This window comes from Streptomyces sp. NPDC048171, assembly GCF_043202655.1.
In the GTDB taxonomy this organism is placed as follows: domain Bacteria; phylum Actinomycetota; class Actinomycetes; order Streptomycetales; family Streptomycetaceae; genus Streptomyces.
The window spans coordinates 478,149-504,825 of the sequence record NZ_JBIDAU010000006.1 but is presented as its reverse complement, the minus strand read 5'-3'; the positions used below and the strand labels follow the sequence as shown (position 1 = coordinate 504,825).

25 protein-coding genes are annotated in these 26,677 nt (G+C 72.9%); 14 read left to right on the top strand and 11 right to left on the bottom strand.

What is annotated here, in order from left to right:
* Window positions 1-119: 119 nt before the first annotated feature.
* The 4 genes from pheS to ACGF3J_RS19765 all read left to right on the top strand — a co-directional run bounded on the left by pheS (window position 120) and on the right by ACGF3J_RS19765 (window position 6,246).
* Window positions 120-1,241, top strand: coding sequence for a phenylalanine--tRNA ligase subunit alpha (pheS, locus tag ACGF3J_RS19780; RefSeq protein WP_161327586.1), 1,122 nt, complete (start codon window positions 120-122; stop codon window positions 1,239-1,241).
* On the top strand, window positions 1,241-3,763 hold the full coding sequence (gene pheT / locus ACGF3J_RS19775) for a phenylalanine--tRNA ligase subunit beta (protein ID WP_393854415.1): 2,523 nt from the start codon (window positions 1,241-1,243) through the stop codon (window positions 3,761-3,763). Before pheS ends, pheT begins: the two co-directional genes overlap by 1 nt.
* 455 nt (window positions 3,764-4,218) lie before the next feature.
* On the top strand, window positions 4,219-5,559 hold the full coding sequence (locus tag ACGF3J_RS19770) for a transcriptional regulator (protein ID WP_161329209.1): 1,341 nt from the start codon (window positions 4,219-4,221) through the stop codon (window positions 5,557-5,559).
* A gap of 120 nt (window positions 5,560-5,679) precedes the next feature.
* Window positions 5,680-6,246, top strand: a complete 567-nt coding sequence (locus tag ACGF3J_RS19765) for an NUDIX hydrolase (protein ID WP_161329211.1) — start codon at window positions 5,680-5,682, stop codon at window positions 6,244-6,246.
* Here ACGF3J_RS19765 and ACGF3J_RS19760 read toward each other — a convergent pair.
* Both ACGF3J_RS19760 and ACGF3J_RS19755 read right to left on the bottom strand, forming a co-directional pair.
* The gene (locus ACGF3J_RS19760) at window positions 6,243-6,500 is read right to left on the bottom strand and encodes a hypothetical protein (protein ID WP_161329210.1); all 258 of its coding nucleotides are present in this window, start codon (window positions 6,498-6,500) and stop codon (window positions 6,243-6,245) included. The genes ACGF3J_RS19765 and ACGF3J_RS19760 overlap by 4 nt on opposite strands.
* A gap of 182 nt (window positions 6,501-6,682) precedes the next feature.
* On the bottom strand, window positions 6,683-7,555 hold the full coding sequence (locus tag ACGF3J_RS19755) for a 3-hydroxybutyryl-CoA dehydrogenase (protein WP_122617274.1): 873 nt from the start codon (window positions 7,553-7,555) through the stop codon (window positions 6,683-6,685).
* Between the two features lie 176 nt (window positions 7,556-7,731).
* Between ACGF3J_RS19755 and ACGF3J_RS19750 the strand changes: the two genes are divergently transcribed.
* Window positions 7,732-8,973, top strand: coding sequence for a glycoside hydrolase family 10 protein (locus ACGF3J_RS19750; protein ID WP_393854414.1), 1,242 nt, complete (start codon window positions 7,732-7,734; stop codon window positions 8,971-8,973).
* 22 nt (window positions 8,974-8,995) lie between these two features.
* Here ACGF3J_RS19750 and ACGF3J_RS19745 read toward each other — a convergent pair whose 3' ends face one another.
* The gene (locus tag ACGF3J_RS19745) at window positions 8,996-9,190 is read right to left on the bottom strand and encodes a DUF1918 domain-containing protein (protein WP_122617272.1); all 195 of its coding nucleotides are present in this window, start codon (window positions 9,188-9,190) and stop codon (window positions 8,996-8,998) included.
* A gap of 30 nt (window positions 9,191-9,220) precedes the next feature.
* Window positions 9,221-10,147, bottom strand: a complete 927-nt coding sequence (locus ACGF3J_RS19740; RefSeq protein ID WP_161326321.1) for a DMT family transporter — start codon at window positions 10,145-10,147, stop codon at window positions 9,221-9,223.
* Between ACGF3J_RS19740 and ACGF3J_RS19735 the strand changes: the two genes are divergently transcribed.
* Complete coding sequence (locus ACGF3J_RS19735; RefSeq protein WP_393854413.1) at window positions 10,146-11,585, top strand: PLP-dependent aminotransferase family protein; 1,440 nt, start codon at window positions 10,146-10,148, stop codon at window positions 11,583-11,585. The two genes, ACGF3J_RS19740 and ACGF3J_RS19735, sit on opposite strands and share 2 nt — an antisense overlap.
* A 105-nt stretch (window positions 11,586-11,690) precedes the next feature.
* Complete coding sequence (locus tag ACGF3J_RS19730; protein WP_161326068.1) at window positions 11,691-12,311, top strand: histidine phosphatase family protein; 621 nt, start codon at window positions 11,691-11,693, stop codon at window positions 12,309-12,311.
* On the opposite strand, the gene ACGF3J_RS19725 is transcribed toward ACGF3J_RS19730, so the two are convergent.
* Window positions 12,217-12,726, bottom strand: coding sequence for a DUF6314 family protein (locus ACGF3J_RS19725; protein WP_161326067.1), 510 nt, complete (start codon window positions 12,724-12,726; stop codon window positions 12,217-12,219). The genes ACGF3J_RS19730 and ACGF3J_RS19725 overlap by 95 nt on opposite strands.
* 138 nt (window positions 12,727-12,864) lie before the next feature.
* Here ACGF3J_RS19725 and ACGF3J_RS19720 point away from each other — a divergent pair, with 138 nt between their 5' ends.
* The 7 genes from ACGF3J_RS19720 (at window position 12,865) to ACGF3J_RS19690 (ending at window position 21,443) form a co-directional block, all read left to right on the top strand.
* The gene (locus tag ACGF3J_RS19720) at window positions 12,865-15,339 is read left to right on the top strand and encodes an alpha-L-arabinofuranosidase C-terminal domain-containing protein (protein ID WP_161326066.1); all 2,475 of its coding nucleotides are present in this window, start codon (window positions 12,865-12,867) and stop codon (window positions 15,337-15,339) included.
* Window positions 15,340-15,395: 56 nt separating this feature from the next.
* Entirely contained in the window at window positions 15,396-16,511 is a 1,116-nt protein-coding gene (locus ACGF3J_RS19715; protein WP_161326065.1) for a barstar family protein, read from the top strand.
* 86 nt (window positions 16,512-16,597) lie between these two features.
* A complete protein-coding gene (argC, locus tag ACGF3J_RS19710; RefSeq protein WP_161326064.1) occupies window positions 16,598-17,626 on the top strand; it encodes an N-acetyl-gamma-glutamyl-phosphate reductase in 1,029 nt (342 codons plus the stop codon).
* Window positions 17,623-18,774 carry a bifunctional glutamate N-acetyltransferase/amino-acid acetyltransferase ArgJ gene (gene argJ / locus ACGF3J_RS19705; protein WP_161326063.1) on the top strand — a complete coding sequence of 384 codons (1,152 nt, stop codon included), beginning with the start codon at window positions 17,623-17,625 and terminating at the stop codon, window positions 18,772-18,774. Before argC ends, argJ begins: the two co-directional genes overlap by 4 nt.
* On the top strand, window positions 18,771-19,670 hold the full coding sequence (argB, locus tag ACGF3J_RS19700) for an acetylglutamate kinase (protein WP_161326062.1): 900 nt from the start codon (window positions 18,771-18,773) through the stop codon (window positions 19,668-19,670). The genes argJ and argB overlap by 4 nt, the downstream gene beginning before the upstream one ends.
* Window positions 19,667-20,896, top strand: coding sequence for an acetylornithine transaminase (locus ACGF3J_RS19695; RefSeq protein ID WP_161326061.1), 1,230 nt, complete (start codon window positions 19,667-19,669; stop codon window positions 20,894-20,896). The genes argB and ACGF3J_RS19695 overlap by 4 nt, the downstream gene beginning before the upstream one ends.
* Window positions 20,897-20,903: 7 nt before the next feature.
* On the top strand, window positions 20,904-21,443 hold the full coding sequence (locus ACGF3J_RS19690; RefSeq protein ID WP_064726981.1) for an arginine repressor: 540 nt from the start codon (window positions 20,904-20,906) through the stop codon (window positions 21,441-21,443).
* 12 nt (window positions 21,444-21,455) lie between these two features.
* On the opposite strand, the gene ACGF3J_RS19685 is transcribed toward ACGF3J_RS19690, so the two are convergent.
* From ACGF3J_RS19685 to ACGF3J_RS19660, 6 genes are all read right to left on the bottom strand, one after another.
* Complete coding sequence (locus tag ACGF3J_RS19685) at window positions 21,456-22,148, bottom strand: haloacid dehalogenase type II (protein ID WP_161326060.1); 693 nt, start codon at window positions 22,146-22,148, stop codon at window positions 21,456-21,458.
* A gap of 63 nt (window positions 22,149-22,211) precedes the next feature.
* Window positions 22,212-22,949, bottom strand: coding sequence for an FAD:protein FMN transferase (locus ACGF3J_RS19680; protein WP_161326070.1), 738 nt, complete (start codon window positions 22,947-22,949; stop codon window positions 22,212-22,214).
* 55 nt (window positions 22,950-23,004) lie between these two features.
* Window positions 23,005-23,838, bottom strand: a complete 834-nt coding sequence (locus ACGF3J_RS19675) for an FMN-binding protein (RefSeq protein WP_393854412.1) — start codon at window positions 23,836-23,838, stop codon at window positions 23,005-23,007.
* A 27-nt stretch (window positions 23,839-23,865) separates the two neighbouring features.
* Window positions 23,866-25,248, bottom strand: coding sequence for a ferredoxin reductase family protein (locus ACGF3J_RS19670; RefSeq protein WP_161331736.1), 1,383 nt, complete (start codon window positions 25,246-25,248; stop codon window positions 23,866-23,868).
* An 87-nt stretch (window positions 25,249-25,335) separates the two neighbouring features.
* Complete coding sequence (locus ACGF3J_RS19665; RefSeq protein WP_161331738.1) at window positions 25,336-26,052, bottom strand: L,D-transpeptidase family protein; 717 nt, start codon at window positions 26,050-26,052, stop codon at window positions 25,336-25,338.
* Window positions 26,053-26,055: 3 nt separating this feature from the next.
* Window positions 26,056-26,643: a pyridoxamine 5'-phosphate oxidase family protein gene (locus tag ACGF3J_RS19660; RefSeq protein ID WP_122617254.1), complete on the bottom strand. Its 588-nt coding sequence runs from the start codon at window positions 26,641-26,643 to the stop codon at window positions 26,056-26,058.
* Window positions 26,644-26,677 lie beyond the last annotated feature (34 nt).

Sequence of the window (26,677 nt, the reverse complement as noted above, 5' to 3'; positions counted from 1 at the left end):
GCCCCGTTAGACTCGGTCTTTGGCACCTTTGCGTCCAGTTCCGCAGACGAAGCGTCCCAGCCCCGTCTCCGGACCGTAGACGGGGCGTTCCAGCCAGCCAATCGGAAGCACGGGAAGAGATGTCGGCACCGAATAAGTCGTACGACCCTGTCGAGGTCGAGGCGTTGAAACCGGAAGAGATCGAGCGCATGCGGGACGAGGCGCTCGCCGCCTTCGCCGCAGCGAGCTCCCTCGACGCGCTCCAGGAGGCCAAGGTCGCCCACACCGGCGGGGCCTCTCCGCTGGCGCTCGCCAACCGCGAGATCGGCGCCCTGCCCCCGCAGGCCAAGGCCGACGCGGGCAAGCGCGTCGGCATGGCCCGCGGCGCGGTCAACAAGGCGCTGGCCGCCCGCCAGGCGGAGCTGGAGGCCGAGCGCGACGCCCGCGTGCTGGTCGAGGAGGCCGTGGACGTCACGCTGCCCCACGACCGCGTGCCGGCCGGCGCCCGCCACCCGCTCACCACGCTCTCCGAGCGCATCGAGGACGTCTTCGTGGCCATGGGCTACGAGGTCGCCGAGGGCCCCGAGGCCGAGGCCGAGTGGTTCAACTTCGACGCCCTCAACATCGGCCCGGACCACCCGGCCCGCGGCGAGGCCGACACCTTCTTCGTCGAGGGCCCGGACGGCGGCACCGAGTCCGGCGTCGTGCTGCGCACCCACACCTCGCCCGTGCAGATCCGCTCCGCGCTCGACCGCGAGCTGCCGGTCTACGTGATCTGCCCCGGCCGGGTGTACCGCACCGACGAGCTGGACGCCACGCACACCCCCGTCTTCCACCAGGTCGAGCTGCTCGCCGTCGACGAGGGCCTGACCATGGCGGACCTCAAGGGCACCCTGGACCACATGGTCCAGTCGCTGTTCGGCGCGGAGATGAAGACCCGGCTGCGGCCGAACTTCTTCCCCTTCACCGAGCCGTCCGCCGAGATGGACATGCTCTGCTACGTCTGCAAGGGCGCGTCCGTCGGCAACCCCGACCGGCCCTGCCGCACCTGCTCCAGCGAGGGCTGGATCGAGCTGGGCGGCTGCGGCATGGTCAACCCGCGGGTGCTCACCGCCTGCGGCATCGACCCGGAGAAGTACAGCGGCTTCGCCTTCGGGTTCGGCATCGAGCGGATGCTGATGTTCCGCCACAACGTCGAGGACATGCGAGACATGGTCGAGGGTGACGTCCGGTTCACCCGGCCGTTCGGGATGGAGATCTGATGCGGGTCCCGCTTTCCTGGCTGCGGGAGTACGTCGACCTGCCGGCCACCGAGACCGGCCGCGACGTGCAGGCCAAGCTGATTTCGGCCGGTCTGGAGGTCGAGACCGTCGAGCACCTCGGCGCCGACCTCAAGGGCCCCCTCGTGGTCGGCCAGGTGCTGACCATCGAGGAGCTGGAGGGCTTCAAGAAGCCGATCCGCTTCTGCACCGTCGACGTCGGACAGGCCAACGGCACCGGTGAGCCGCAGGAGATCGTCTGCGGCGCCCGGAACTTCGCCGTCGGCGACAAGGTCGTCGTCGTGCTGCCCGGCGCAACCCTGCCCGGCGGCTTCTCGATCAGCGCCCGCAAGACCTACGGCAAGACGTCCCACGGCATGATCTGCTCCGGCGACGAGCTGGGCATGGGCGACGACGGCAGCCACGGCATCATCGTGCTGCCGCCGGAGACCGAGGTCGGCAAGGACGCGATCGAGCTGCTGGAACTGGTCGACGAGGTGCTGGACATCGCCGTCACCGCCAACCGCGGCGACTGCCTGTCCATCCGCGGCGTGGCCCGCGAGGCCGCCATCGCCTACGGCCTGCCGCTGCGCGACCCGGCCCTCATCGACGTGCCGGGCCCCAACGCCTACGGCTACCCCGTCAAGATCGCCGACCCCACCGGCTGCGACCGCTTCACCGCCCGCACGGTGACCGGCCTCAGCGCCGAGGCGCGCTCCCCGATCTGGCTCCAGCGGCGCCTCCAGAAGGTCGGCATGCGCCCGATCTCGCTGGCCGTCGACGTCACCAACTACGTGATGATGGAGCTGGGCCAGCCCCTGCACGCCTACGACCGGGGCCTGGTCCAGGGCACCATCGGCGTGCGCCGGGCCGAGGAGGGCGAGAAGATCGTCACCCTCGACGGCGTCGAGCGGAAGCTGCACGCCGAGGACCTGGTCATCACCGACGACCGGGGCCCCATCGGCCTGGCCGGCGTCATGGGCGGCGCCAACACCGAGATCGCGGACCACGACGCCGCGGAGAACGGCGGCGACGCGACGAGTGACGTGGTCATCGAGGCCGCCCACTTCGACCAGGTGTCCATCGCGCGCACCGCCCGCCGGCACAAGCTGTCCTCCGAGGCCTCCCGCCGCTTCGAGCGCGGCGTCGACCCGCAGGCCGCCGCCGCTGCCGCGCAGCGCACCGTCGACCTGCTGGTGCTGCTCGCGGGCGGCACCGCCGAGGCCGGCGTCACGGAGATCAGCGCCCCCTCCGCGCCGCACACCATCAGCGTCCCCGCCGACCACCCCGACCAGGTCGCCGGTGTCACGTACGGCCGCGAGACCGTCGTGCGCCGCCTCCAGGAGGTCGGCTGCGACGTGTACGGGCAGGACGAACTCATCGTCACCGTCCCGTCCTGGCGGCCCGACCTGACCGACCCGAACGACCTGGCCGAAGAGGTCATCCGGCTGGAGGGCTACGAGAACCTGCCCTCCACCCTGCCCAGGCCCTCCGCGGGCCGCGGCCTGACCTCCCGGCAGCGGCTGCATCGCCGGGTCGGCCGGGCGCTGGCCGGCGCGGGCTACGTCGAGGCGCTGAACTACCCGTTCGTCAGCGAGCAGGTCTTCGACCAGCTCGGGCTGGACGCCGACGACCCCGCCCGCCGCGTCGTCAAGCTGGTCAACCCGCTCAGCGACGAGGAGCCCGCGCTGCGGACCACGCTGCTGCCGGGCCTGCTCGGCGCGCTGCGCCGCAACGACGGCCGGGGCTCGCACGACCTCGCGCTCTTCGAGACCGGCCTGGTCTTCCACCCCCGCGACGAGCGGCGGGTCGCCGCCAACCTGCCCGTCGACCGGCGGCCCGGCGACGACGACCTCGCCGCACTGAACGCCGCGCTGCCCGACCAGCCGCGGCACGTCGCGGTCGTGCTGACCGGCGCGCGGGAGCAGGCCGGCTGGTGGGGCAAGGGCCGTCCGGCCGACTGGGCCGACGCCGTCGAGGCGGGGCGCCTGGTGGCCCGGGAGGCCGGCGCCGAGCTGATCCTCCGCAAGGGACAGTACGGGCCGTGGCACCCCGGGCGCTGCGCCGAGCTGATCGTCACGGTCGACGGCGCGGAGCGGGTCGTCGGACACGCGGGTGAGCTGCACCCCCGGGTGCTCAAGGCGCTCGGCCTGCCCGCGCGGACCTGCGCGACGGAGCTCGACCTCGACGTCGTGGCGCGGGCCGGGAACGACACCCCGCAGGCACCGGGCATCTCCACCTTCCCGGTGGCGACGCAGGACGTGGCCCTGGTCGTCGACGAGTTCGTCCCGGCCGCCGAGGTCGAGGCCGCCCTGCGCGACGGAGCCGGTGAACTGCTGGAGTCCATCCGGCTGTTCGACGTCTACGACAACGTGGAGCAGCTCGGTGAGGGGCGCAAGTCCCTCGCGTACGCGCTGCGCTTCCGCGCGGCGGACCGGACCCTCACCGTCGACGAGGCGTCGGCCGCGCGGGACGCGGCGGTCGCCCTCGCGGGCGAGCGGGTCGGAGCGGTGCTGCGCAGTTAGGCGGTGCGCCCAAGGGGCGGGGGGCTTCTGCCGGTTCGGCGGCCGCGGGTACGTCGTGGTCGCTCGCGCAGTTCCCCGCGCCCCTCAGCGGCGTTCAGGTGACGTCCCTCAAGGGGCGCGGGGAACTGCGCGACCAGCCACGGTGCACCCGCACTCGACAACGCACCCGCACCCTGAACGGCGTTGAGTCGCACCGCACAACCGGCGGAGCCGTCCGCCCCGCCACGGAGTGTCGGGCAGGCAGCCGGGCGGACGGCGTGGAAACGGGCCGCCGCACTGTACGAGGGGGAGCCGGCGGCCCGGCCGGCCTCTTTCGAGGCCCCTCAGTCAAGCCGCCCGGAACTCTCCGCGACAGTGCGCACACGCTGCGGATGCGCGTACTCCGTTCACACCCCGTGTGAAGCCCGGCACACTACGCTGTCGGCACCCAGTCACCGTGGCACCGGGGGGCACCCATGCAGCCCAACACCCTGCTCGACGCGATCCTGGACGAGGCCGGGATCTCGCACGCGGGACTGGCCGCGCACGTCAACCAGGCGGGACGCGCCCGCGGGCTGGCGCTGAGGTACGAACACACCGCCGTCGCACGGTGGTTGAAGGGGCAGCGCCCGCGCGGCCAGGTGCCCGACCTGATCTGCGAGGTCCTCGCCTCCCGCCTGCACCGCCCCGTCACCCTCGACGACATCGGTCTCGGTGTGCCCGGCGAACCGGCCGCGCCGCACACCGGCTCGCTCTCCGGGTTCGTGGAGCGCGCCACCGCCCTGTGGCGCTCCGACCAGCAGCAGCGCCCGCACATCCTCGGCGCCCCCGCGCTCACCGGCACGCCCGCCGTGATGCCGGTCTGGGAGTGGGAGAACCCGCCCGAGGACGTCGACGTCTCCCGCGGCGGACGGCACCGGGTGACCGCCGCCGACCTGGAGATGCTGCGCTGCGCGCGGGCCCACTACGAGCAGATGTACCGCAAGGCCGGCGGCATGGCGACCCGCGCCCGCATCGTCGGCTTCCTCAACTCCGAGGCCGCGCCGCTGCTGCGCGGCGGTTACACCGACGCCACCGGGCGCCACCTGCACCGGGCCACCGGCGGCCTGGTGGCGGTCGCCGGGATCTGCGCGTACGACTCCGACGCGCACGGCCTCGCGCAGCGCTACTTCCACCAGGCCCTGCGGCTCGCCAAGGCCAGCGGCGACCAGGGTCTCGGCGCCTACGTCATCGCGCTGCTGGTCAACCAGGCGCTGTTCATGCGGGAGCACCGGCAGGCCGTCGCCTTCGCCGAGGCCGCCCTGCGCGCCGCGGGCCGCCACATCACCCCGGCGCTCGCCTCCGACCTCTACGCGATGCAGGCGAAGGCGTACGCGCACCTCGGCGACGGCAGCGGCGCGCTGTCCTGCATCCGCCGGGCCGAGCAGGCCGCCGAGCGCATCCGGCGCGGTTACGAACCCGACGAGACCGGCTATGTCCAGCCCGGACTGGTCAACGTCCAGGTCGCCGAGGCCCTGTTGAGCCTCGGGGAGCTGGCGGCCGCCGGGGAACACGCCGCGGCGGCCGTCGACAACCCGGCGCACGACCGCGGCCGGGTGCACCGGCTCGCCATGCTCAGCACCATCGAGCTGCGCCAGGGCAACGCCGACAAGGCGGTGGCCACCGCCGTGCAGATGGCCGAACAGGCCCGGGGCATGGAGTCCCAGCGCCTGCGCGACCGGCTCCGCGCGGTGCGCGAGCACCTGGTGCGCAGCGGCTGCGCGGGCACGACCGAGGCCGCCGAACTCATCGACGGGGCACTGCGCGTACCGCTGTGATCCGTCCGCCCCTCGGGGCACACTGCGCCCACCACTGCGCCGTGAGCGGCCGCCGTGCGCCTGCTGCCGGGACGCTGCTGCTGCGATATTGCCACCTACTCCAAGAAAGGTGGCAGAACCGTGCAGTGGACGAAACAGAGCGAACAAAATGTGTACGCAAATCGCTGGTTCAGCGTCAATCTCGCCGATGTCGAACTACCGGACGGTCGGCATCTCGACCACTTCCTCATACGGATGCGCCCGGTGGCCGTGGCCACGGTCGTGAACGAGGCGAACGAGGTCCTCCTGCTGTGGCGGCACCGCTTCATCACCGACAGCTGGGGCTGGGAACTGCCGGCCGGCGTCGTCGAGGACGGCGAGGACGTCGCGGTGGCGGCGGCCAGGGAGCTGGAGGAGGAGACCGGCTGGCGGCCGGGACCCCTGCGGCACCTGATGAGCGTGGAGCCGTCCAACGGGCTCACCGACGCCCGGCACCACGTCTACTGGGCCGACGAGGGCACGTACGTCGGGCACCCCGTGGACGACTTCGAGTCGGACCGCCGGGAGTGGATTCCGCTCAAGCTCGTTCCCGACCTGGTCGCCCGCGGGGAGGTCCCGGCCGCCAACATGGCGGCCGCGTTACTCCTGCTGCACCACCTCAGGCTCGGGCAGGACGCCCCGCCCGGCCTCGGCCGCCGGGCAGGCTAGCGTCCGAGGGCCTGCCAGACCGCCACGATCAGCGCGCCCAGGGCCGTGACGACGGCCACCGAGGGGAGGGGCCAGCGGGCGTGCTCCAGCGCGGTCAGCCGGGTACTGAGGTCCGCCAGCTCCCTGGCGGTCTCCTCGGTGCGGTGGGAGAGCAGGGCGTGCCCGCCCTCGACTCGGGCGTAGGCCACGTCCAGCCGGCGTCGTAACTCTGCGAGTTCTCCCTGGACGACGGGGTGCTCGGGATCGGCGGTCACGGACCGCTCCTTTCCGTAGTCAACTCACATCCCTTGCATGTGCATGTCGAGTCAACTCGCCTGGTGGACGCGTGGGGAGAGTGTGCGGACGGCATATGCGTGCCCGGGGCGCACACGCCGTGTGAATGCCGCGGGCCCGGCACCGTCCGAGGTGCCGGGCCCGTGCGCGTCGCTGCGCGTAATCAGCCGTAGGAGTAGAAGCCCGAGCCGCTCTTGCGGCCGAGCCGGCCCGCGTCGACCATGCGCTGGAGCAGCGGGGGAGCGGCGTACAGCGGCTCCTTGTACTCCTCGTACATCGAGTACGCCACCGAGGCGACCGTGTCCAGGCCGATCAGGTCCGCCAGCTTCAGCGGGCCCATCGGGTGGGCGCAGCCCATCTCCATGCCGTTGTCGATGTCCTCGCGGCTCGCGATGCCCGACTCGAACATCCGGATCGCGGAGAGCAGGTAGGGGATCAGCAGCGCGTTCACCACGAAGCCGGAGCGGTCCTGGGCGCGGATGGCGTGCTTGCCGAGCACCTTCTCGGTGAACAGCTGAGCCCGGCTCAGCGTGCCCTCGGAGGTGGTGAGCGCCGGGATCAGCTCGACCAGCTGCTGCACCGGGGCCGGGTTGAAGAAGTGGATGCCGATGACGTGGTCGGGCCGCGAGGTGGCGACCGCCAGCTTCACCAGCGGGATCGAGGAGGTGTTGGAGGCCAGGATCGCGTCCGGCCGGGTCACGACCTGGTCGAGCACCTGGAAGATCTCGGTCTTGACCTGCTCGTTCTCGACGACCGCCTCGATCACCAGGTCACGGTCGGCGAACTCGCCGAGATCGGTGGTGAAGCTGAGCCGCGCCTGCGTGGCGTCCCGCTCCTCCTCGGTGATCTTGCCGCGCTCGGCGGCCTTGGCCAGCGAGTTGTACAGCCGGGTGCGGCCGATCTCCAGAGCCTCGCCCGTGGTCTCGGCGACCATCACCTCCAGACCGGAGCGGGCGCACACCTCGGCGATGCCCGCCCCCATCTGGCCGCAGCCCACCACGCCGACGCGTGCGATATCTCCCGAGATGCCGGTCACATCGTCCCTTTCGCTGACTTCAAGGCTGGCAACAGGCGCACCGGGGTCCCCGGCGCCTGCTCCGATCGAGCACGTTACCCCCGAATGGTCACGGATCCGTCTCCCGGGTCGGGCATGCTGAGGCCCCGTACACGATCCGTGAGCGTGCGGATCCACAGCGTTCAGGAGGTCTCCCCATGAGCGGTGTCTCGCGTCGTGCCTTCGCGGTGGCGGCGTTGTCGGCGTTGACCGTGGCGCCGGCGGCGTCGGCGGCGCCGGTCTCCGCGCCGGAACCGCCGGTGCGCCGCGCCGCCGCCGGGATGCGGGGCATGTGGCTCGCCACGGTGGCCGGCCGCGACTGGCCCACCCGCGCCGGGCTGGGCGCCGCGGAGCAGCGCGCCGAACTGGTCGAGCACCTGGACAACGCGGTCCGGCACCGGCTGAACACGGTGTTCCTCCAGGTGCGGCCGACGGCCGACGCGCTGTGGCCCTCGCCGTACGAGCCGTGGTCGCAGTACCTGTCCGGCAGCCAGGGGCGCGACCCGGGCTGGGACCCGCTGGGCACCGCGGTCGAGGAGGCGCACGCCCGCGGCCTGGAACTGCACGCCTGGTTCAACCCGTACCGGGTCTCCCTGCACGACGACCCGGGCCACCTGGTCCCCGCCCACCCCGCGCGCAAGCATCCCGAGTGGGTGGTGCCGTACGGCGGGAAGCTCTACTACAACCCCGGGCTGCCCGAGGTCCGGGCCTTCGTCCAGGACGCGATGCTCGACGCGGTGGAGAAGTACGCCGTGGACGGTGTCCACTTCGACGACTACTTCTACCCCTATCCGGTCACCGGCGAGAGCTTCGACGACGGCGCGGCCTTCGGCACCTTCGGCGCCGGCTTCGGCAGCCGGGCCGACTGGCGGCGGGACAACATCGACCGGCTGGTGCGCGAGACCGCGGCACGCGTCAGGAAGGTCCGCCCCTCCGCCCGTTTCGGGGTGAGCCCCTTCGGGGTGTGGCGCAACGCGGCCACCGACGAGCGCGGCTCGGACACCCGGGCGGGCGTCCAGACGTACGACGACCTGTACGCGGACACCCGCAAGTGGGTGCGCGAGGGCTGGCTCGACTACGTCGTGCCGCAGCTGTACTGGAGCATCGGCCAGAACGGCGCGGACTACGCGAAGCTGCTCCCCTGGTGGGCCGAGGTGGCCGAGGGCAGCCGGACGAAGCTCTACGTGGGTGAGGCGCTGTACAAGGCCGGGGACTCGGCACAGCCCGCCGCCTGGCAGGACCCGGCCGAAGTGTCCCGGCATCTCGCTCTCGCCGCGCGCCACCCGCAGGTAAGCGGACACGTCTTCTTCTCCGCCAAGGACGTGGCGGAGGACCGGGGCGGTGCGATGGCGCGGGTGGCGGCGGAGCACTACACGCTGCCGGCCGCCGTCCCGCGCTGAGCCCGCGCCGGACGGGAGGGTCTCAGAGCTGGATCTCCCGGTGCCGGATCTCGGTGTCGGGGCCGGGCGAGCACACGCCCTCGTGCCCGTCCTCGAACCGGACCCGGTACGGGGGAGAGCCCTTCTCGCCCAGGACCTCGACGATCTCGCCGACCTTGTCGTGTTCACCGACCACCCGGCCGTGCTGCACCAGCTGGTCGCCCTTCATTGCGTGCATGCGTGGGGCCTCCTCGCCTGTGTGCCGCTCTCAGCCCCGGGCCCGCTGGGTGACCGCGATGCACACCAGTACCGCCGCGGCAGTCAGCGGAGCGGCCACCGTCAGGTGCTCGCCCAGGAGAAGTACCGACCACACCAGTGTGAGCAGCGGCTGGGCCAGCTGCAACTGGCTGGCCTTCGGGATCCCGATGGCCGCCATGCCCCGGTACCAGACGACCAGGCCGAGGAACTGCGAGCCCGCCGCCACCCACAGCAGCCCGGTCACGCTGTGCGCCGTCAGGTGCACCGGCTCGTACGACAGGGCGACCGCGGCCATCGGCACCGTCAGCGGCAGACACAGCACCAGCGCCCAGCCGATCACGTGCCAGCCCGGCATCACCCGGGCCAGCCGGCCGCCCTCCGTGTAGCCGGCCGCGCACACCAGCAGCGCCCCGAAGAGATAGGCGTCGGCCGAGGTCAGCGCCCCGCCGCTCTGCTGCACCGTGAAGGCGATCACGGCCGCCGCACCCGCCAGGGCGGCGAGCCAGAAGGTGCGCGAGGGCCGGGTGCCGATGCGCAGGGCGGAGAACAGCGCGGTCGTCAGCGGCAGCAGGCCGACCACGACGGCGGCGTGCGCGGTCGTCGACGTCTGGAGGGCGAGCGTGGTCAGGAGCGGAAAGCCCAGGACCACCCCGGCGCCGACCACCGCGAGACCGGTCCAGTGCCGCCGCGCGGGGAGCGCCACGCGCAGGACGAGCAGGCAGCCCCCGGCGATCACCGCGGCCAGGATGCTGCGCACCGCGATCAGGGACCAGGGGCCGAAGCCCTCCAGGCCCCAGGCGGTGGCCGGGAAGGTGAGGGAGAAGGCGACGACGCCGAGCGCGGCCAGGAGCGTGCCGGAGGACCGGCCGCCGGTGCTCGCGGTCGAACCGCCCACTGCTATCCCGGACGGTGCGGTAGCGCTACTCTGTGCTCTCATGCATGAGCGTAGCAGTGTCGCTGACCTGGTGAGTCAGTTGCGAGGAGAGCTGGACCGCTACTCACCCGGCGGAAAGCTCCCGTCGAGCCGGGCCCTCGTCGACCGGTTCCGGGTGAGCCCGGTGACCGTCTCCCGGGCCCTGGCGCAACTGGCGGCCGAGGGACTGGTGGTCACCCGGCCCGGCGCCGGCGCCTTCCGCGCCCGGCCGCGCCCCACGGCCGCACCCACGGGGGACACCTCCTGGCAGGAGGTCGCGCTCAGCGCGGACGGCGCCGCCGACCTCGTACCGCGCACGGTGGACGCCTCGGGCGTGCTGGTCTCGCTGGCCGCCCCACCGCCCGGCGTCGTGGAGTTCAACGGCGGCTACCTGCACCCCTCGCTCCAGCCCGAGCGCGCGATGGCCGCGGCCCTGGCGCGGGCCGGGCGGCGGCCCGGTGCGTGGGGACGGCCGCCGATGGAAGGGCTGCCGGAGCTGCGGGAGTGGTTCGCGCGCGGGATCGGCGGAGCCATCACGGCCGCCGAGGTGCTGATCACGGCGGGCGGACAGTCCGCGCTGACCACCGCCCTGCGCGCCCTCACCCCGCCCGGCACCCCGGTGCTGGTCGAGTCGCCGACGTATCCCGGCATGCTGGCCATCGCGCGGGCGGCCGGACTGCGCCCGGTGCCGGTCCCCGTGGACGCCGACGGTGTCCGCCCGTCCCTGCTCGCCGACGCCTTCCGGGCCACCGGCGCCCGTGTCCTGGTCTGCCAGCCCCTCTTCCAGAACCCGACCGGTGCCGTGCTCGCCCCGGAGCGGCGCGGTGAGGTGCTGCGCATCGCTCGGGCGGCCGGTGCCTTCGTGGTGGAGGACGACTTCGTACGGCGGCTGGTCCACGAGGACGCCGGACCGCTGCCCGCGCCGCTCGCCGCCGACGACCCGGACGGCGTCGTGGTCCACGTCTGCTCGCTGACCAAGGCGACCTCGCCCAGCTTCCGGGTCAGCGCGCTGGCGGCGCGCGGGCCGGTCCTGGAGCGGCTGCGGGCCATCCAGGTCGTCGACACCTTCTTCGTGCCCCGGCCGCTCCAGGAGGCGGCGCTGGAACTCGTGGGGTCTTCCGCCTGGCCGCGCCACCTGCGCGCGATCGCCGCCGAGCTGAAGGACCGGCGGGACGCGATGACGTCCGCGCTGCGGCTGCGCCTGCCCGAGGTGTCGCTGCCGCACATCCCGTCCGGCGGATACCACCTGTGGCTCCGCCTGCCCGACGGCACCGACGAGGCCGCGCTCACCGCGGCCGCCCTGCGCGCGGGCGTGGCGATCACCCCGGGCCGCCCCTACTTCAGCGCGGAACCCCCCGCCGCCCACCTCCGGCTGAGCTTCGCGGCGGTGGCGGGCGCCGGGGAGATCGCCGAAGGCGTTCGACGGCTGCGCACCGCCTGCACGGAGACGTGGGGCGGCTGACGGGGCGGGCACCGGCGCTCACGCTCGGGACGTGAATGGCGTGAATCCTGGTAGCCCCGAGTAACAACCCTTGACCTGGTCACCTCTGCCCTCCACCATCACGGCATGGCGCTCCGGGTCACGTTCGTCGCCTCCGCACGCAGCTCACCGCTGCTCGCCGAGCGCTTCGACGACGACCGGCCGCTGGACCAGGCCGGATGGGACGAGGTGCTCCGTGCCGCGGGTGGTCTGCTGCCGCTGGCCGCCGCCGAGCTGCGCTACTGCTCGCCCACGCCCCGCAGCCGCGCCACCGGGGACGCCCTCGGCTGCGCGCCGCTGGTCCAGCTCGCCCTGCGGGAGTGCGACATGGGCCGCTGGCGCGGACTGACACTCGCCGAGGCCATGGCCCGCGAGCCCGCGGCGGTGGACGCCTGGCTCGCCGACCCGTGGTCGGCCCCGCACGGCGGGGAGTCGCTGCTGGTCTTCATCAGCCGGGTCGGCGGCTGGCTGGACACCCGCCCGGGCGAGCACGGCGACCGCATCGTCGCCGTCGCCGAGCCCTCCGTGATCCGGGCCGCGCTGGTCTACGCGCTGCGGGCGCCACCGGCGACGTACTGGAACCTGGACGTGCGGCCCCTCTCGGCGACCACGCTCACGGGCCGGGCGGGCCGCTGGAGTCTGCGCTTCGAGGGGACTCCTCCGCAGTGGGCCGCGCATCCGGCGTTTCACGAAGATAATCCGTTGTGAGCAGCAGGTCCTTGGCCGGGCCGCCCACCCGCCACACCGTCCGCCAGCGGCCCGGGCCCTGGACGGTGAACTCGCCTCGGTAGAGGTCGGCGGCGCACGGATGGTCGGCCACATGGCGTCCCGAGGCCAGGTCGAGGCCGTGGAAGGGGCGGCCGTCCGCGAAGCGCACGTCGGCGGTGCCCGGAGTGCTCCCCGGCGCGTAGCGCAGTGTCCGCTCCGCGGGCCGGGTCACGCCCTGCCAGGTGAAGGCGCCGGACTCCCTGCTCAGCAGCCCGCCCTCCGCCAGCGCGTCGAAGGCGGTGGTCCCCTCGAAGCGGCCCTCCGCGCCGCTCGCCAGGTCCCGCACCGTCCGCTCGGTGCGCCACCGGCCCGCGAGATACGCCAGCACGTCCGGCACCGGCCACAACTCGCCCATTTTCACTCGCTTTCCGGCCCCGGCCCACTGGTTGCTGCGTGACCCGTTGACGCACTCCGGTCACCTCCCTATCTTGCCGTTCGAAGTGCTGACCAATGTCCGATATCTCGAACGACTAGTGAGAGCCGCGGAGTATCCATGTCACGCACCCGCTGGAGACTCGGTCTCAGCGTCACCGCCCTCCTGACGGCCTCGGCCCTGCTGCCGTCCCCGGCGCGCGCGGAGGCCGTCGCCGACTACACGATCACCGTCGACCCGTCCGCCCGGGGCGCCGCGATCGACGACACGATGTACGGCGTCTTCTACGAGGACATCAACCGGGCCGCCGACGGCGGCCTCTACGCCGAGCTGGTGCAGAACCGGTCCTTCGAGTACTCCACCGCCGACAACCCCTCGTACACGCCGCTCACCTCCTGGACGGCCGACGGCACGGCCCGGGTGCTGGACGACGCGGGCCGGCTCAACGAGCGCAACCGCGCCTACCTCTCCCTGGGCGCCGGTTCGTCGGTCACCAACGGCGGCTACAACACCGGCATCCACGTCGAGAAGGGCCAGAAGTACGACTTCTCGGTGTGGGCCCGAGCCGCCGGCGGCACCACCCTCACCGTCACCCTCCGGGACGCCGCCGGGACGCTCGCGCAGGTGCGCGAGGTGGCCGTGCGGGGCGGGTGGCGCAAGTACACCGCCACCTTCACCGCGACCCGTACCGGCGACCGCGGCAGGCTCGCCGTGGCCACCGCCGCCCCGGCCGCCCTCGACATGGTGTCGCTGTTCCCGCGCGACACCTACAAGCACCGGCCGAACGGCCTGCGCGCGGACCTCGCCGAGAAGATCGAGGCCCTGCGTCCCGGCTTCCTGCGCTTCCCCGGCGGCTGCCTCGTCAACACCGGCTCCATGGAGGACTACAGCGAGGCGAGCGGCTGGCAGCGCGAGCGCAGCTACCAGTGGAAGGACACCATCGGCCCGGTCGAGCAGCGCGCCACCAACGCCAACTTCTGGGGCTACAACCAGAGCTACGGCCTCGGCTACTACGAGTACTTCCGCTTCGCCGAGGACATCGGCGCCATGCCGCTGCCCGTCGTCCCCGCCCTGGTCACCGGCTGCGGCCAGAACCAGGCGGTCGACGACGAGGCGCTGCTGAAGCGGCACATCCAGGACACCCTGGACCTCATCGAGTTCGCCAACGGCCCCCGCACCAGTGAGTGGGGACGCAAGCGCGCCGAGATGGGCCACCCGAAGCCCTTCGGCCTCACCCACCTGGGGGTCGGCAACGAGGAGAACCTCCCGGTCGAGTTCCTCGAGCGCTTCAAGAAGTTCCGCGCGGCCATCGAGGCGGAGTACCCGGACGTCACCGTCGTCTCCAACTCCGGACCGGACGACTCCGGCACCGTCTTCGACACGGCGTGGCAGCTGAACCGCGAGGCGGGCGTCGCCATGGTCGACGAGCACTACTACAACAGCCCGCAGTGGTTCCTCCAGAACAACGACCGCTACGACTCCTACGACCGCGAGGGCCCGAAGGTCTTCCTCGGCGAATACGCCTCCCAGGGCAACGCCTGGAGGAACGCCCTGTCCGAGGCGGCCTTCATGACCGGCCTCGAACGCAACGCGGACGTCGTCAAGCTCGCCTCCTACGCCCCGCTCCTCGCCAACGAGGACTACGTGCAGTGGAGCCCGGACCTGATCTGGTTCAACAACCACGCGTCCTGGGGCTCGGCGAACTACGAGGTCCAGAAGCTCTTCATGAACAACACCGGCGATCGCGTCGTCCCGTCCACGGCGACGGCCACACCGGACGTCAGCGGCCCCATCACCGGCGCCGTCGGCCTGTCGACGTGGGCGACCGGCGCCGCGTACGACGACGTGCGGGTGACCTCGGAGGACGGCCGGACCCTCCTGTCCGACGACTTCTCCGGGGACGCGTCCCGGTGGACGCACTCCGGCGCGGGCAGCTGGACCGTCCAGGACGGCGCCTACGTCCAGACGGACACCGCGGCCGAGAACACCATGGTCACGGCCGGTGACCCCGGCTGGCAGAACTACGACCTGCACGTGCGGGCCACCAAGAAGGCAGGCAAGGAGGGCTTCCTCGTCGCCTTCGGCGTCAAGGACACCGGCAACTACTACTGGTGGAACCTGGGAGGCTGGAACAACACCCGGTCCGCCGTCGAGCAGGCCGCGGACGGCGGCAAGTCGACGCTCCTGTCGAAGGCCGGGTCGATCGAGACGGGCCGCGCCTACGACATCGACGTCGAGGTGCGGGGCCGCCAGGTGACCCTCTACCTCGACGGAGAGGAGTGGGGCAGCTTCACCGACGACAAGCCGGCCGAGCCGTTCCGCCAGGTCGTCACGGAGGACGCGCGCACCGGCGACCTGATCGTCAAGGTCGTCAACGCCCAGGACACCGCGGCCCGCACGGCCGTCGACCTCGGCGGGGCGAAGGTCGCCGCCAAGGCCCGCGTCACGACCCTGGCCGCCGACCAGGACGCGGTGAACACGGAGACGACCACACCGGTCACGCCGGTGCGGTCCACCTTCTCCGGGGTGGCGGGCGAGTTCGAGTACACCTTCCCGGCGAACTCGGTGACGTTCCTGCGGATCGGGCAGGGGTAGGCCGTGCTCCGGACCGGCCGGCGGCACCACGTCGCCGCCGGCCGGCCCGGTCCGGGATGATGTGCATCGTGCTGGAGAACAGTGACCGGCCCGAGCCGGGGCGATACGCGCTCACGGAGACTGAAGACGGCCACGTCTGGGGAGTCTGCGACGAGGTCGACGGGCTCTTCGGGGAGCCGGAGCGTGGCACGTACGAGCTGTTCGGCTGGGTGCCGGAGGGCGACGACGTGCGGGGCCGGCTCGGCAGCCGGGTGTGGCTGGTGCCGGACGGCGGAGCGGGGCCCGGGGGCGAGGAGCTCGGGCCCTGGCTGCTGGAGGACGCGGTGAGCGCGGTGCGGCCGCCCGGGACGGACGGCCTCGTCCTCGTCGGGCTGGACGACTGTGAAGGCCCGCCCGAGGGGCACCGGACTCCCGTGCGGCTGCACGAGGGGCGGCGGTGGCTGGGCTCCTGCCGGGAGTTCACCCGGGTCCTGCCGCCCGAGCGTGAAGTGACCCCACTTGTCTTGCGGGGGCTGACACCGGGGGACCGGTTGCGCGCGGCCCTGGACAAGGGCACCCGGCGGGCGCTGGACCTGGAGGAGGCCGCCCTGGAGATACGCGACGGCCGGGGTGAACACCTCGCCGAGCGGTTTCTGTGGGCCAAGGTCATGGCCTGGCGGCCGTCCTCGCGCGGGGCGGGCCTGATCGACCTGGAGCTCGACTCGGCGCTGTTCGAGCCCGTGCCCGTACACGCCCGACCCGTCTGGGAGCGGTGGCTTGCCGGGCCGCCGGTGGCCGCGAACGCCTGGGCCGGTCTCGACACCAGGCACCGTGCAACGTGGCTCGAACTCGTCCGGGAGCGTGGCTGCCGACGCCCTTGCCCCGATCGGCCTGCCGGTCACGCCTACGAGATCGACGGCCGGCACATCACCGACGAACCCGGTCTCCACCTCGCCCTCGGAGAGGCCGTCAACGGACCGGGCGGTTACTTCGGCGGCTGCCTGGACGCCCTCGCCGACTGTCTGCGCGGCACCTTTGGATACACAGCGCCCGCCACCTTGCTCTGGCGGGACGCCGGGACGGCGCGCGAGTATTTGTCCCAGGTCCTGACGGCGGACGGCCTTCCCCGCGACCTGTTCGCCGAGGTACTCGGAGTGCTCGCGGACGGCGGTATGCGCGTCACCCTCGCGTGATCGATGGCCGGGCGACAGAGCCACGCTCTGGATTGCATAAACGTGCAGCGATACGTATAGTCATGCCATCAAGGATGGAGGACGTCATGGCGGTACGTGCGGCGGTGGCCGGAGCGAGTGGGTACGCGGGCGGTGAGCTGCTGCGTCTGCTGCTCGCGCACCCCGGGGTCGAGATCGGCGCCCTGACCGGCAACTCCAACGCGGGGCAGCGGCTCGGTGCGCTGCAGCCGCATCTGCTGCCGCTGGCCGACCGGGTCCTGGAGGCGACCACGCCCGAGGCGCTCGCCGGGCACGACGTGGTGTTCCTCGCGCTGCCGCACGGCCAGTCCGCCGCCGTCGCCGAGCAGCTCGGGCCCGACGTGCTGGTCGTGGACATGGGCGCCGACTTCCGCCTGAAGGACGCCGGCGACTGGGAGAGGTTCTACGACTCCCCGCACGCCGGCACTTGGCCCTACGGCCTCCCCGAACTGCCGGGTGCCCGCGCCGCGCTGGAGGGGTCCAAGCGTGTCGCGGTGCCCGGTTGCTACCCGACCGCCGTCTCGCTGGCCCTCTTCCCGGCCTACGCCGCCGGCCTCGCCGAGCCCGAGGCCGTGATCGTCGCCGCCTCCGGCACCTCCGGCGCGGGCAAGGCGGCCAAGCCGCACCTGCTGGGCAGCGAGGTCATGGGGTCCATGTCGCCGTACGGCGTCGGGGGCCTGCACCGGCACACCCCCGAGATGATCCAGAACCTCGGCGCGGTCGCCGGAGAGCCGGTCACCGTCTCGTTCACGCCGACCCTCGCACCGATGCCCCGCGGCATCCTCGCCACCTGCACCGCCAAGGCGAAGCCCGGTGTCACCGCCGAAGCCGTCCGCGCCGCCTACGAGAAGGCCTTCGCCGACGAGCCCTTCGTGCACCTGCTGCCCGAGGGCCAGTGGCCCGCCACCGCTTCCGTCTACGGTTCCAACGCCGTGCAGGTCCAGGTCGCGTACGACGCCGCCGCGGGACGCGTCATCGCCATCGCAGCCATCGACAACCTGGCCAAGGGCACCGCGGGCGGTGCCGTTCAGAGCATGAACATCGCCCTGGGTCTCGACGAGACCACCGGACTGACGACGATCGGAGTCGCCCCGTGAGCGTGACCGCAGCAAAGGGATTCACCGCGGCCGGAATCACCGCCGGGATCAAGGAGAGCGGCAACCCCGACCTGGCCCTCGTGGTCAACACCGGTCCCCGCCGCGCCGCCGCGGGCGTCTTCACCTCCAACCGCGTCAAGGCCGCGCCGGTTCTGTGGTCCGAGCAGGTGCTGAAGAGTGGGCAGGTGTCCGCCGTCGTCCTCAACTCGGGCGGGGCCAACGCCTGTACCGGCCCCAAGGGCTTCCAGGACACCCACGCCACCGCCGAGAAGGCCGCCGAGGTGCTCGGGACGGGCGCGGGCGAGGTCGCCGTCTGCTCGACGGGACTGATCGGCGTACTGCTGCCGATGGACAAGCTGCTCCCGGGCGTCGAGGCGGCCGCCGGGCAGCTGTCCGAGCACGGCGGCGAGAAGGCCGCCATCGCCATCAAGACCACCGACACCGTGCACAAGACGTCCGTCGTGACCAAGGACGGCTGGACCGTCGGCGGCATGGCCAAGGGCGCCGGGATGCTCGCGCCGGGCCTCGCCACCATGCTCGTCGTGCTCACCACCGACGCCGACCTGGAGGCCGGCGCGCTCGACACCGCGCTGCGCGCCGCCACCCGCGTCACCTTCGACCGGGTCGACTCCGACGGCTGCATGTCCACCAACGACACCGTGCTGCTGCTGGCCTCGGGCGCCTCCGGCGTCACCCCGGCCCACGACGAATTCGCCGAGGCCGTCCGGACCGTCTGCGACGACCTCGGGCAGCAGCTCATCCGGGACGCCGAGGGCGCCAGCAAGGACATCAAGGTCGAGGTCGTGAACGCCGCGACCGAGGACGACGCCGTCCTGGTCGGCCGCACCATCGCCCGCAACAACCTCCTCAAGTGCGCCATCCACGGCGAGGACCCCAACTGGGGCCGCGTGCTCTCCGCCATCGGCACCACCCCCGCCGCCTTCGAGCCCGACCGGCTGAACGTCGCCATCAACGGCGTCTGGGTCTGCAAGAACGGCGGCGTCGGCGAGGACCGCGAGCTGGTCGACATGCGCTACCGCGAGGTCCACGTCGTCGCCGACCTCGCCGCAGGCGACGCCACGGCCACCATCTGGACCAACGACCTCACCGCCGACTACGTCCACGAGAACAGCGCGTACTCCTCATGAGCACCCGCAAGCACACCGCGCTGCCCAAGGCCCAGACCCTCATCGAGGCGCTGCCCTGGCTGACCCGGCACCACGGCAGGACCGTCGTCATCAAGTTCGGCGGCAACGCCATGGTCGACGAGGACCTGAAGGCAGCCTTCGCCCAGGACGTGGTCTTCCTGCGCCACGCCGGCCTCAAGCCCGTCGTCGTGCACGGCGGCGGCCCGCAGATCAGCGCCGCCCTCGACCGGCACGGCATCGTCAGCGAGTTCAAGGCCGGCCTGCGCGTCACCACCGAGGACGCCATGGACGTCGTACGGATGGTGCTGGCCGGACAGGTCCAGCGCGAACTGGTCGGCCTGCTCAACCAGCACGGGCCGCTCGCCGTCGGCCTCACCGGCGAGGACGCCCACACCATCACCGCCACCAAGCACCAGCCCCGGATCGAGGGCGAACTCGTCGACATCGGGCGGGTCGGACAGATCACCGAGATCGACACCGGCGCCATCGAGGCGCTGCTCGCCGACGGCCGCATCCCGGTCGTCTCCTCGATCGCCCGCTCCGAGGACGACCACCATGTCTACAACGTCAATGCTGATACGGCGGCTGCGGCACTCGCTGCGGCGCTCGGCGCCGAGACTCTCATGGTCCTCACCGACGTCGAGGGCCTCTACGAGGACTGGCCGAACTCCGACGAGGTGATCAGCCGCCTCACCGCGACCCAGCTGGAGAAACTGCTGCCCGACCTGTCGTCCGGCATGGTGCCGAAGATGGAGGGCTGCCTGCACGCCGTGCGCAACGGCGTCACCACCGCCCGCGTCATCGACGGCCGGGTCCAGCACTCGATCCTGCTGGAGATCTTCACCGACGAGGGCATCGGCACGATGGTCGTGCCGGACGAACAGGGGGAGTCGTGAGCAACACCGGGGACACCGCGGGCAACGCGGAGCTGACCGAGCGCTGGCAGGGCACGCTCATGAACAACTACGGCACGCCCCGCCTGCCCCTGGTGCGCGGCGAGGGCAGCCGGCTCTGGGACGCCGACGGCACCGAGTACCTGGACTTCGTCGGCGGCATCGCGGTCAACGCGCTCGGCCACGCCCACCCGGCGGTGGTCGAGGCGGTGAGCCGGCAGATCGCCTCCCTCGGCCACGTCTCCAACCTCTTCATCGCCGAACCGCCGGTCGCGCTCGCCGAACGGCTGCTCCAGCGCTTCGGCCGGGACGGCAGGGTCTACTTCTGCAACTCCGGCGCCGAGGCCAACGAGGGCGCCTTCAAGATCGGCCGGCTCACCGGGCGGCCGCACATGGTCGCCACCGAGGGCGGCTTCCACGGCCGCACCATGGGCGCCCTCGCGCTCACCGGCCAGCCCGGCAAGCAGGAGCCCTTCCGGCCGCTGCCCGGCGACGTCACCCATGTGCCCTACGGGGACGCCCAGGCGCTGGCGGCGGCGGTCACCGAGGAGACGGCCCTGGTCGTCATCGAGCCGATCCAGGGCGAGAACGGCGTCGTCGTCCCGCCGCCCGGCTACCTCAAGGCCGCCCGCGCCATCACCGCCGCCACCGGGGCGCTGCTGGTCCTGGACGAGGTGCAGACCGGCGTCGGCCGCACCGGCCACTGGTTCGAGTACCAGGCGCACGAGGGCGTCCTGCCGGACGTCGTCACCCTCGCCAAGGGCCTCGGCGGCGGACTGCCGCTGGGCGCGACGGTCGCCTTCGGACGCGCCGCCGACCTCCTCCGGCCCGGCCAGCACGGCACCACCTTCGGCGGCAACCCGGTCGCCTGCGCCGCCGGACTCGCCGTCCTCGACACCATCGCGGACGAGGGTCTGCTGGACAACGTGAAGCGGCAGGGCGAGAGGATCCGCGGCGGAGTCGAGGCTCTCGGCCACCCGTTGGCCGGGCACGTCCGGGGCGCCGGACTGCTCCTGGGTATCGTGCTCACCGAGCCGCTCGCGCCCCAGGTGCAGCAGGCGGCTCAGGACGCCGGAATCCTGGTGAACGCGCCCGCCCCCGATGTCGTACGGCTGATGCCCGCGCTGAACCTGGGCGACGACGTGGTGGACGCCTTCCTCCGGGCCCTGCCCGGCATCCTTGACCAGGCCGCCCACGCGGCCCACGGGGACGGACGATCCGGAGAATGAGACGACGATGAGCCAGGCGCAGGAGCACGATCAGACGGCGGGGCCCGCCCTGCCGCAGACCCGCACCGCACGCCACCGGCGGATCGTGGACATCCTCAACCGGCAGGCGGTGCGCTCGCAGAGCCAGCTCGCGAAGCTGCTCGCCGACGACGGGCTGACCGTCACCCAGGCGACGCTCTCCCGCGATCTGGACGAGCTGAACGCGGTGAAGATCCGCAACACCGACGGCGACCTCATCTACGCGGTGCCCAGCGAGGGCGGCTTCCGCACCCCGCGGGCGCCGCTCGGCGAGTCGGCGAAGGAGGAGCGGATGCGGCGGCTCTCCGCGGAGCTGCTGATCTCCGCGGAGGCCTCGGCGAACCTCGTGGTCCTGCGCACCCCGCCGGGTGCGGCGCAGTTCCTCGCCTCGGCCATCGACCAGGCGGAGCTGCACGACATCCTCGGCACCATCGCCGGCGACGACACGCTGATGCTGATCAGCCGGGAGCCGACGGGCGGGCAGGCGCTCGCCGACCACCTGCTGCGGCTGGCGCAGAACGGCCACTGAGGGGGAGCGGGGCTACTCCGGGGCCAGCACCGCGACCAGCTCGGCCAGACCGTCCACCGCCCAGTCGAAGGCGTCCGAGCCGCGCGGCGGGTCACCCACCGGGCGCCGGACGTAAGCGGTGCGCATGCCCACGGCCTGGGCGCCACGCAGGTCCCAGGCGTGGGCGGCGACCATCAGCACCCGCTCCGGCGGACAGCCGGCCGCGCCGAGGGCGAGCCGGTAGACCTCCGGCGCTGGCTTGTACGCCCCCGCGTCCTCGGCCGACAGGGCCTGGTGCCAGCGCAGCCCCGCGTACGCGTTGAGGCGGAGCAGCGAAGCGCGACTGGCGTTGGAGAGCCCCAGGACCGGGAAGCGTTCGGCCAGGCGCGCGAGACCCGCGACGGAGTCGCCCCACGGCGCCAGGCGCCGGCCGGCGGTGGCCAGCCGCGCGACGGCGTCGCCGTCGGTGAGCCCGGCGTGCTCGGCGACCCGCTCCGCAGCCTCGCGGTCCAGGACCCCGGAGTCGGCGTACGGCCGCTCCTTGGCCCCGATGCGCCCGATCTCGTGCTCGACGTGCTCCTGCCATACCGTGAGCAGGTGGCCGACCGAGGCCGCGTCGGCCTCGGGCACCGCCTCGCGCAACGCCGCGCGCAGTCCCCCCGGTTCGTCGACCATCGTGCCGAGTACGTCGAACACGACGGCCTCGACATCGCTCGCCTCTGCCATGCGGCCTCCTCCAACGCGTGCGGACACCTGCCCGGCGGCGTGCCGGTCACCCGTCGGCCGGGTTCAGCCCAGCCAGGCCGCCAGTCCTCCAGTACACCGCACCTCGTCCCCGGCCGTGATCAGCAGCCCCTCGACGCCGGGCAGCGACTCCAGCCACCGCAGCCCCTCCCGCGAACCCATCGCGAACGCCGCCGTCGCCCAGCAGTCCGCCCAGGTCAGCCGCGGCGCCACCACGGTCACGGACAACAGGTCGGTGACCGCCGAACGCCCGGTGCGCGGGTCGACGACATGCGCGCCCCGCTCGGCGCTGCCGGACGTCGCCACGGCCAGCTCGGCCGCCCCGGCCGCGGAGACCACGGCCGCGAGCCCGCCGGGCCGCAGCGGGTCCGACACACCGACCCGCCAGGGCCGCCCCGACCCCGGGGTCCCGAGCAACTGCACGTCCCCGCCGCCGTTGAGACTGACGCCCGTCGCACCCGCCGCCGCGATCCGGCGGGCGGCGCGCTCCACGGCCCAGCCCTTGACGATCCCGGTCGGATCGAGCCGTCCCCGGTACCGCGTGCTGAACCAGCCGTCGCTCACCCGCTCCGCCTCGGCCGCCAGCTCCAGCACCTCGGCGACCTCGGGCGCACACGCGCCGACGGTCACCTCGTCCCGCGCCAGCCGGGAGATCTCGCTGTCGTCGCGGTAGGTGCTGAACACCTCGTCGGCCCGGTGCAGCCCGGCGACCGCCTCGTCCAACGCCGCCCGTACGGCCGTGGGTTCCCCGCCGCGGACGTCGAAGGAGAAGACGGTCCCCATCGTCTCCTCCACGTGACGCGCCGCGGCGGGAGCCTGTGCGGACTCGGCCACGGCGTCAGCCACCGGCCCGGTCCAGTGCCGATTGCAGGGACTGCTTGTATCCGGCGCTGGTGTAGGTGGCGCCGGAGACGGCGTCGATGTCGGCGGTGCCCGCGCTGACGGCGGCCCGGTCGAGCTTGGGCACCGCGTCGGCGGTGACCTGGTCGCTCCGTCCGCCCTTGGGCGCCTGGAGGGTCTCGGCGTCGGTGATCCTCCCGCCGCTGACGGTGACACGCACCTGAACGGGCCCGTACTGGGTCTGCGCGACGTCACCGGTGAGCACCTGCGTGCCCTGCCCACCGCCGCCCTGCTCCCCGCCCGAGCCGTCGCCGGTGCCCTGCCCCGTCCCGTCGCCGGAGCCCTGCCCCGAGCCCGAGCCCTCGCCCGAGTCCTGTCCCGCGGAGGCGGCCTCGACCTTGTCCAGCGCGGACTGGAGGGACTTCACGTATCCGGCGCTGGTGTAGGTGGCGCCGGAGACGGCGTCGATGTCGGCGGTGCCCGCGCTGACGGCGGCCTGGTTGAGCTTGGGCACCGCATCGGCGGTGACCTGGTCGCTCTGCCCGCCCTTGGGCGCCTGCACGGCCTCGGCCCCGGTGATCTTCCCGCCGCTCACCGTGAGCCGGACCTGCACCGGCCCGTACTGGGTGTCGGCCGCGTCACCGGTGACCGTGCCGGACCCGGCGCCCCGGCCGCCCTGCGGCGACTGCGCGGCCGCCGGCGGTGCGGCGCCGCCCGCCGCCGAGGCGGCGCCCGGGTCCGAGGCCGGTTTCAGCGACAGCAGCAGCACGATCCCGGACACGGTCGCGGCGCCGGCGAGCACGGCACGCCGAACGGGGTGACTTTTCCTCATCTGTCCTGGACTCCTGATGTCCGTCGCTCACATCTCGAACGACTCGTGGTGGATACGGCGGGCGGGAACCCCCGCGCCGCGCAGTGCCTCGTACACCGACTGGGCGAAACCGGGCGGCCCGCACAGGAAGACGTCGTGGCGCTCGACCTCCGGGATCTTGCGGCTCAGGGTCTCCGCGGAGATGTCCGGGCGCTCGCCGTCCGGGCTGTTGACCGCGTACATCAGCCGGGCCCCGCGCTCCTCGGCGATCCCGGCCAGCTCGTCCCACAGCGCCAGCTCCTGCGTGCTGTTGGCCCGGTAGAGCAGCGTGATGTCGCCGGACGCGCCGGGCAGCGTCTCGAACAGCGCCCGCATCGGGGTGATCCCGACCCCGCCCGCCACCAGCAGCACCTTGCCGCGGCTGCGGCGCTGGGCGGTCAGGGCGCCGTAGGGACCCTCGGCCCACACCCGGGTACCGGGCTCCAGCTCGCGCAGCCGGGCGCTGTGGTCGCCGATCGCCTTCACGGTGATCCGCAGCATGTCCGGGCGCGGTGCCGCCGACAGCGAGTACGGGTGGGAGCTGAACCGCATGCCCGGCGCCAGGAACCGCCAGCGGAAGAACTGACCGGCCTCCGCGCCCATCCGGTGCAGCCGCCGACCGCCGATCAGCACCGACACGATGCCGGGCGTCTCCTCGATCACCGCCTCCACCCGCATCCGGTGCCGCAGGTTGAGGCGCAGCGGCGTCAGCACGCGGTACCAGAGGACGAGCGCCGTCACCGACCCGTACAGCACGTACCAGACGGTCTTGGCGACCGGCTCGACCGCGAAGTCGTTGCCGGTGCTCAGCTGGTGCCAGAAGGTCAGGAACACGGCCGCGTACGTCAGCAGGTGCACGTGGTACCAGAGGTCGTACGGGATCCGCCGGCGGACCGGGCCGATCGAGATCAGTCCGATGACGACCAGCAGGCCGGTGCCGATGGCGGCCTTGCCCATGTCGGGCAGCTGGTTCACGGAGTCGACCGTCTGGGCGACGATGTCACCGAGGCCCTTGCCGGCCTGCGCGGCGTAGCCCCACATGATCAGGAAGACATGGGCGAGGACCAGGCAGAGCGTGTAGCGGCCGGTCATGGCGTGCCAGCGGGCGACCCGGTCGGAGCCCACCCGCCGCTCCAGCGCCGGTACGCGTGCCATCTGGAGCACCACCAGCGCCATCAGGTACCCGGCGAGCAGGCCGGTGATCCGGCCCGCGTTCAGGATCATGCCGGTCTGGTCGGAAATGGCGGGCGTGTTGCGCCACCACAGCCACAACACGCCCGCCGCGCCCGCCCACACGGCGAGCAGCAGGGGGACGGCGGGGGAGCGGCGCGGACGGATGCGCCGCATCGTCTGACGGCGGGCGGCACGGCCGCCGGCGAGCGTGGTGGTCACGGTTCCTCCGTGGGGACTTGACCCTTGGCCCACAGATACGCGCCGCGCCGCCCGAGCGTTCAGCCCGGTGCGGACTCCTGCCGCCGGTCAGTAGCGCGTGATCGCCGTCGCGCCGCCGGTGGTCCCGATCGCGAGGTGCGGGCGCTCGCCGGGCTCGGCCCATCGCAGGATGCGCCGCATCGCCTCGGCCGGCACCGACACGCAGCCGGCCGTCGCCCCGCGCCCGTTGACGTGCAGGAAGATGCCCGCGCCGCGGCCGCGCACGGGGCGGTGGTAGTTGAAGCCCACGACCAGGGCGTGGGCGTACTGCGCCGTGTAGGTGACCAGGTGCTCGGCCTCGGCGGCGCGGCAGTCGGCGGGACGTGGCTCGGTCCAGCGGTTGTAGGCGCGCGAGGCGTTGTCCTGGCACCACCAGGAGTCCTGGCGGACCGGGCGGTACCGGTATGTCGTGCCGCGCGGCGCCGCCCGGATGCCGAAGGCGTACGGCAGGTCGTACAGCCCGGTCGGGGTGGTGTTCGTGCCCTGCACGCGCGTCGCCCCGTCGGTCAGCCCCCCGGCCCCGAAACGGGCGGGAGCGGAACCGGCCCGCACCCACCGGCCGTCCCCCGCGCCCCTCCGGTCCCACCAGGTGACCGTGCCCGTCGTCGAGCCGGTGCCCGGCGCGACCGCGGTGATCAACTGGGTGCCGCCGCCGGTGTCCGCCATCCGGTCCGGAAGCGGCCGGTCGGCGCTCCCGCCGGGCGGCGCGGAACCGAGCGTGAGGAGGGACGCGGAGACGAGGACGGCTACGACACCGGGGCGCATGGGTCAGACGGTAGAGGGGGGCAGCGGCAACGGCAGCCCGGGAAGGCCGTCCAGGCTCGTCGCGACGTGGTCCTTCTTGGTGAAATAGGCGCTGAGCGAGGCGTCGTCCTCCCGGGCGAACCGCTTGCCGTGCAGATCCCGGTCCTCCTCGTACGCCATGAAGGGGACGGCGTAGCCACAGGTGTCGCGGACGAGTTCGGCGGTCACGACGATGATCGCGCGCAGTCCGTGCGCGGTGCTGTCGATGTCGGGGAAGTGGCCGAGGAGGCCGGGGAAGCGCGGGTCGTCGCGGAAGACGGGCTCGCCGCGGCCGTGCACCCGGACGATGTTCGGCGGGCCCTGGAACGCGCACCACATCAGGGTGATCCGCCCGTTCTCCCGCAGGTGGGCGATGGTCTCGGCGTTGGAGCCGGCGAAGTCGAGATAGGCGACGGTGAGTTCGTCCAGCACCGCGAAGCTGCCCGTGAGGCCCTTGGGCGACAGGTTCACCGTGCCGTCGCCGGCCAGGGGAGCGGTGGCGGTGAAGAAGAGGGGCTGCGCCTCGATGAAGGCGCGGAGTCTGCCGTCTATGCGCTCATAAGTCTTTCCCATGCCTAATGATTATGCGGGAGCGGGCGCGCCGCGT

Excerpts from the sequence above, each read along its gene's own strand:
- ACGF3J_RS19680 (WP_161326070.1), bottom strand. The coding sequence starts at position 22,949 with ATGGGGACCGTCTTCTCCTTCGACGTCCGCGGCGGGGAACCCACGGCC.
- pheT (WP_393854415.1), top strand. The coding sequence starts at position 1,241 with ATGCGGGTCCCGCTTTCCTGGCTGCGGGAGTACGTCGACCTGCCGGCC.
- ACGF3J_RS19660 (WP_122617254.1), bottom strand. The coding sequence starts at position 26,643 with ATGGGAAAGACTTATGAGCGCATAGACGGCAGACTCCGCGCCTTCATC.
- ACGF3J_RS19740 (WP_161326321.1), bottom strand. The coding sequence starts at position 10,147 with ATGAGAGCACAGAGTAGCGCTACCGCACCGTCCGGGATAGCAGTGGGC.
- ACGF3J_RS19750 (WP_393854414.1), top strand. The coding sequence starts at position 7,732 with ATGAGCGGTGTCTCGCGTCGTGCCTTCGCGGTGGCGGCGTTGTCGGCG.
- ACGF3J_RS19690 (WP_064726981.1), top strand. The coding sequence starts at position 20,904 with ATGAGCCAGGCGCAGGAGCACGATCAGACGGCGGGGCCCGCCCTGCCG.
- ACGF3J_RS19685 (WP_161326060.1), bottom strand. The coding sequence starts at position 22,148 with ATGGCAGAGGCGAGCGATGTCGAGGCCGTCGTGTTCGACGTACTCGGC.
- ACGF3J_RS19665 (WP_161331738.1), bottom strand. The coding sequence starts at position 26,052 with ATGCGCCCCGGTGTCGTAGCCGTCCTCGTCTCCGCGTCCCTCCTCACG.
- ACGF3J_RS19720 (WP_161326066.1), top strand. The coding sequence starts at position 12,865 with ATGTCACGCACCCGCTGGAGACTCGGTCTCAGCGTCACCGCCCTCCTG.
- argB (WP_161326062.1), top strand. The coding sequence starts at position 18,771 with ATGAGCACCCGCAAGCACACCGCGCTGCCCAAGGCCCAGACCCTCATC.
- ACGF3J_RS19745 (WP_122617272.1), bottom strand. The coding sequence starts at position 9,190 with ATGCACGCAATGAAGGGCGACCAGCTGGTGCAGCACGGCCGGGTGGTC.
- ACGF3J_RS19735 (WP_393854413.1), top strand. The coding sequence starts at position 10,146 with ATGCATGAGCGTAGCAGTGTCGCTGACCTGGTGAGTCAGTTGCGAGGA.
- pheS (WP_161327586.1), top strand. The coding sequence starts at position 120 with ATGTCGGCACCGAATAAGTCGTACGACCCTGTCGAGGTCGAGGCGTTG.
- ACGF3J_RS19725 (WP_161326067.1), bottom strand. The coding sequence starts at position 12,726 with ATGGGCGAGTTGTGGCCGGTGCCGGACGTGCTGGCGTATCTCGCGGGC.
- ACGF3J_RS19770 (WP_161329209.1), top strand. The coding sequence starts at position 4,219 with ATGCAGCCCAACACCCTGCTCGACGCGATCCTGGACGAGGCCGGGATC.
- ACGF3J_RS19730 (WP_161326068.1), top strand. The coding sequence starts at position 11,691 with ATGGCGCTCCGGGTCACGTTCGTCGCCTCCGCACGCAGCTCACCGCTG.
- argC (WP_161326064.1), top strand. The coding sequence starts at position 16,598 with ATGGCGGTACGTGCGGCGGTGGCCGGAGCGAGTGGGTACGCGGGCGGT.
- ACGF3J_RS19675 (WP_393854412.1), bottom strand. The coding sequence starts at position 23,838 with ATGAGGAAAAGTCACCCCGTTCGGCGTGCCGTGCTCGCCGGCGCCGCG.
- ACGF3J_RS19715 (WP_161326065.1), top strand. The coding sequence starts at position 15,396 with ATGATGTGCATCGTGCTGGAGAACAGTGACCGGCCCGAGCCGGGGCGA.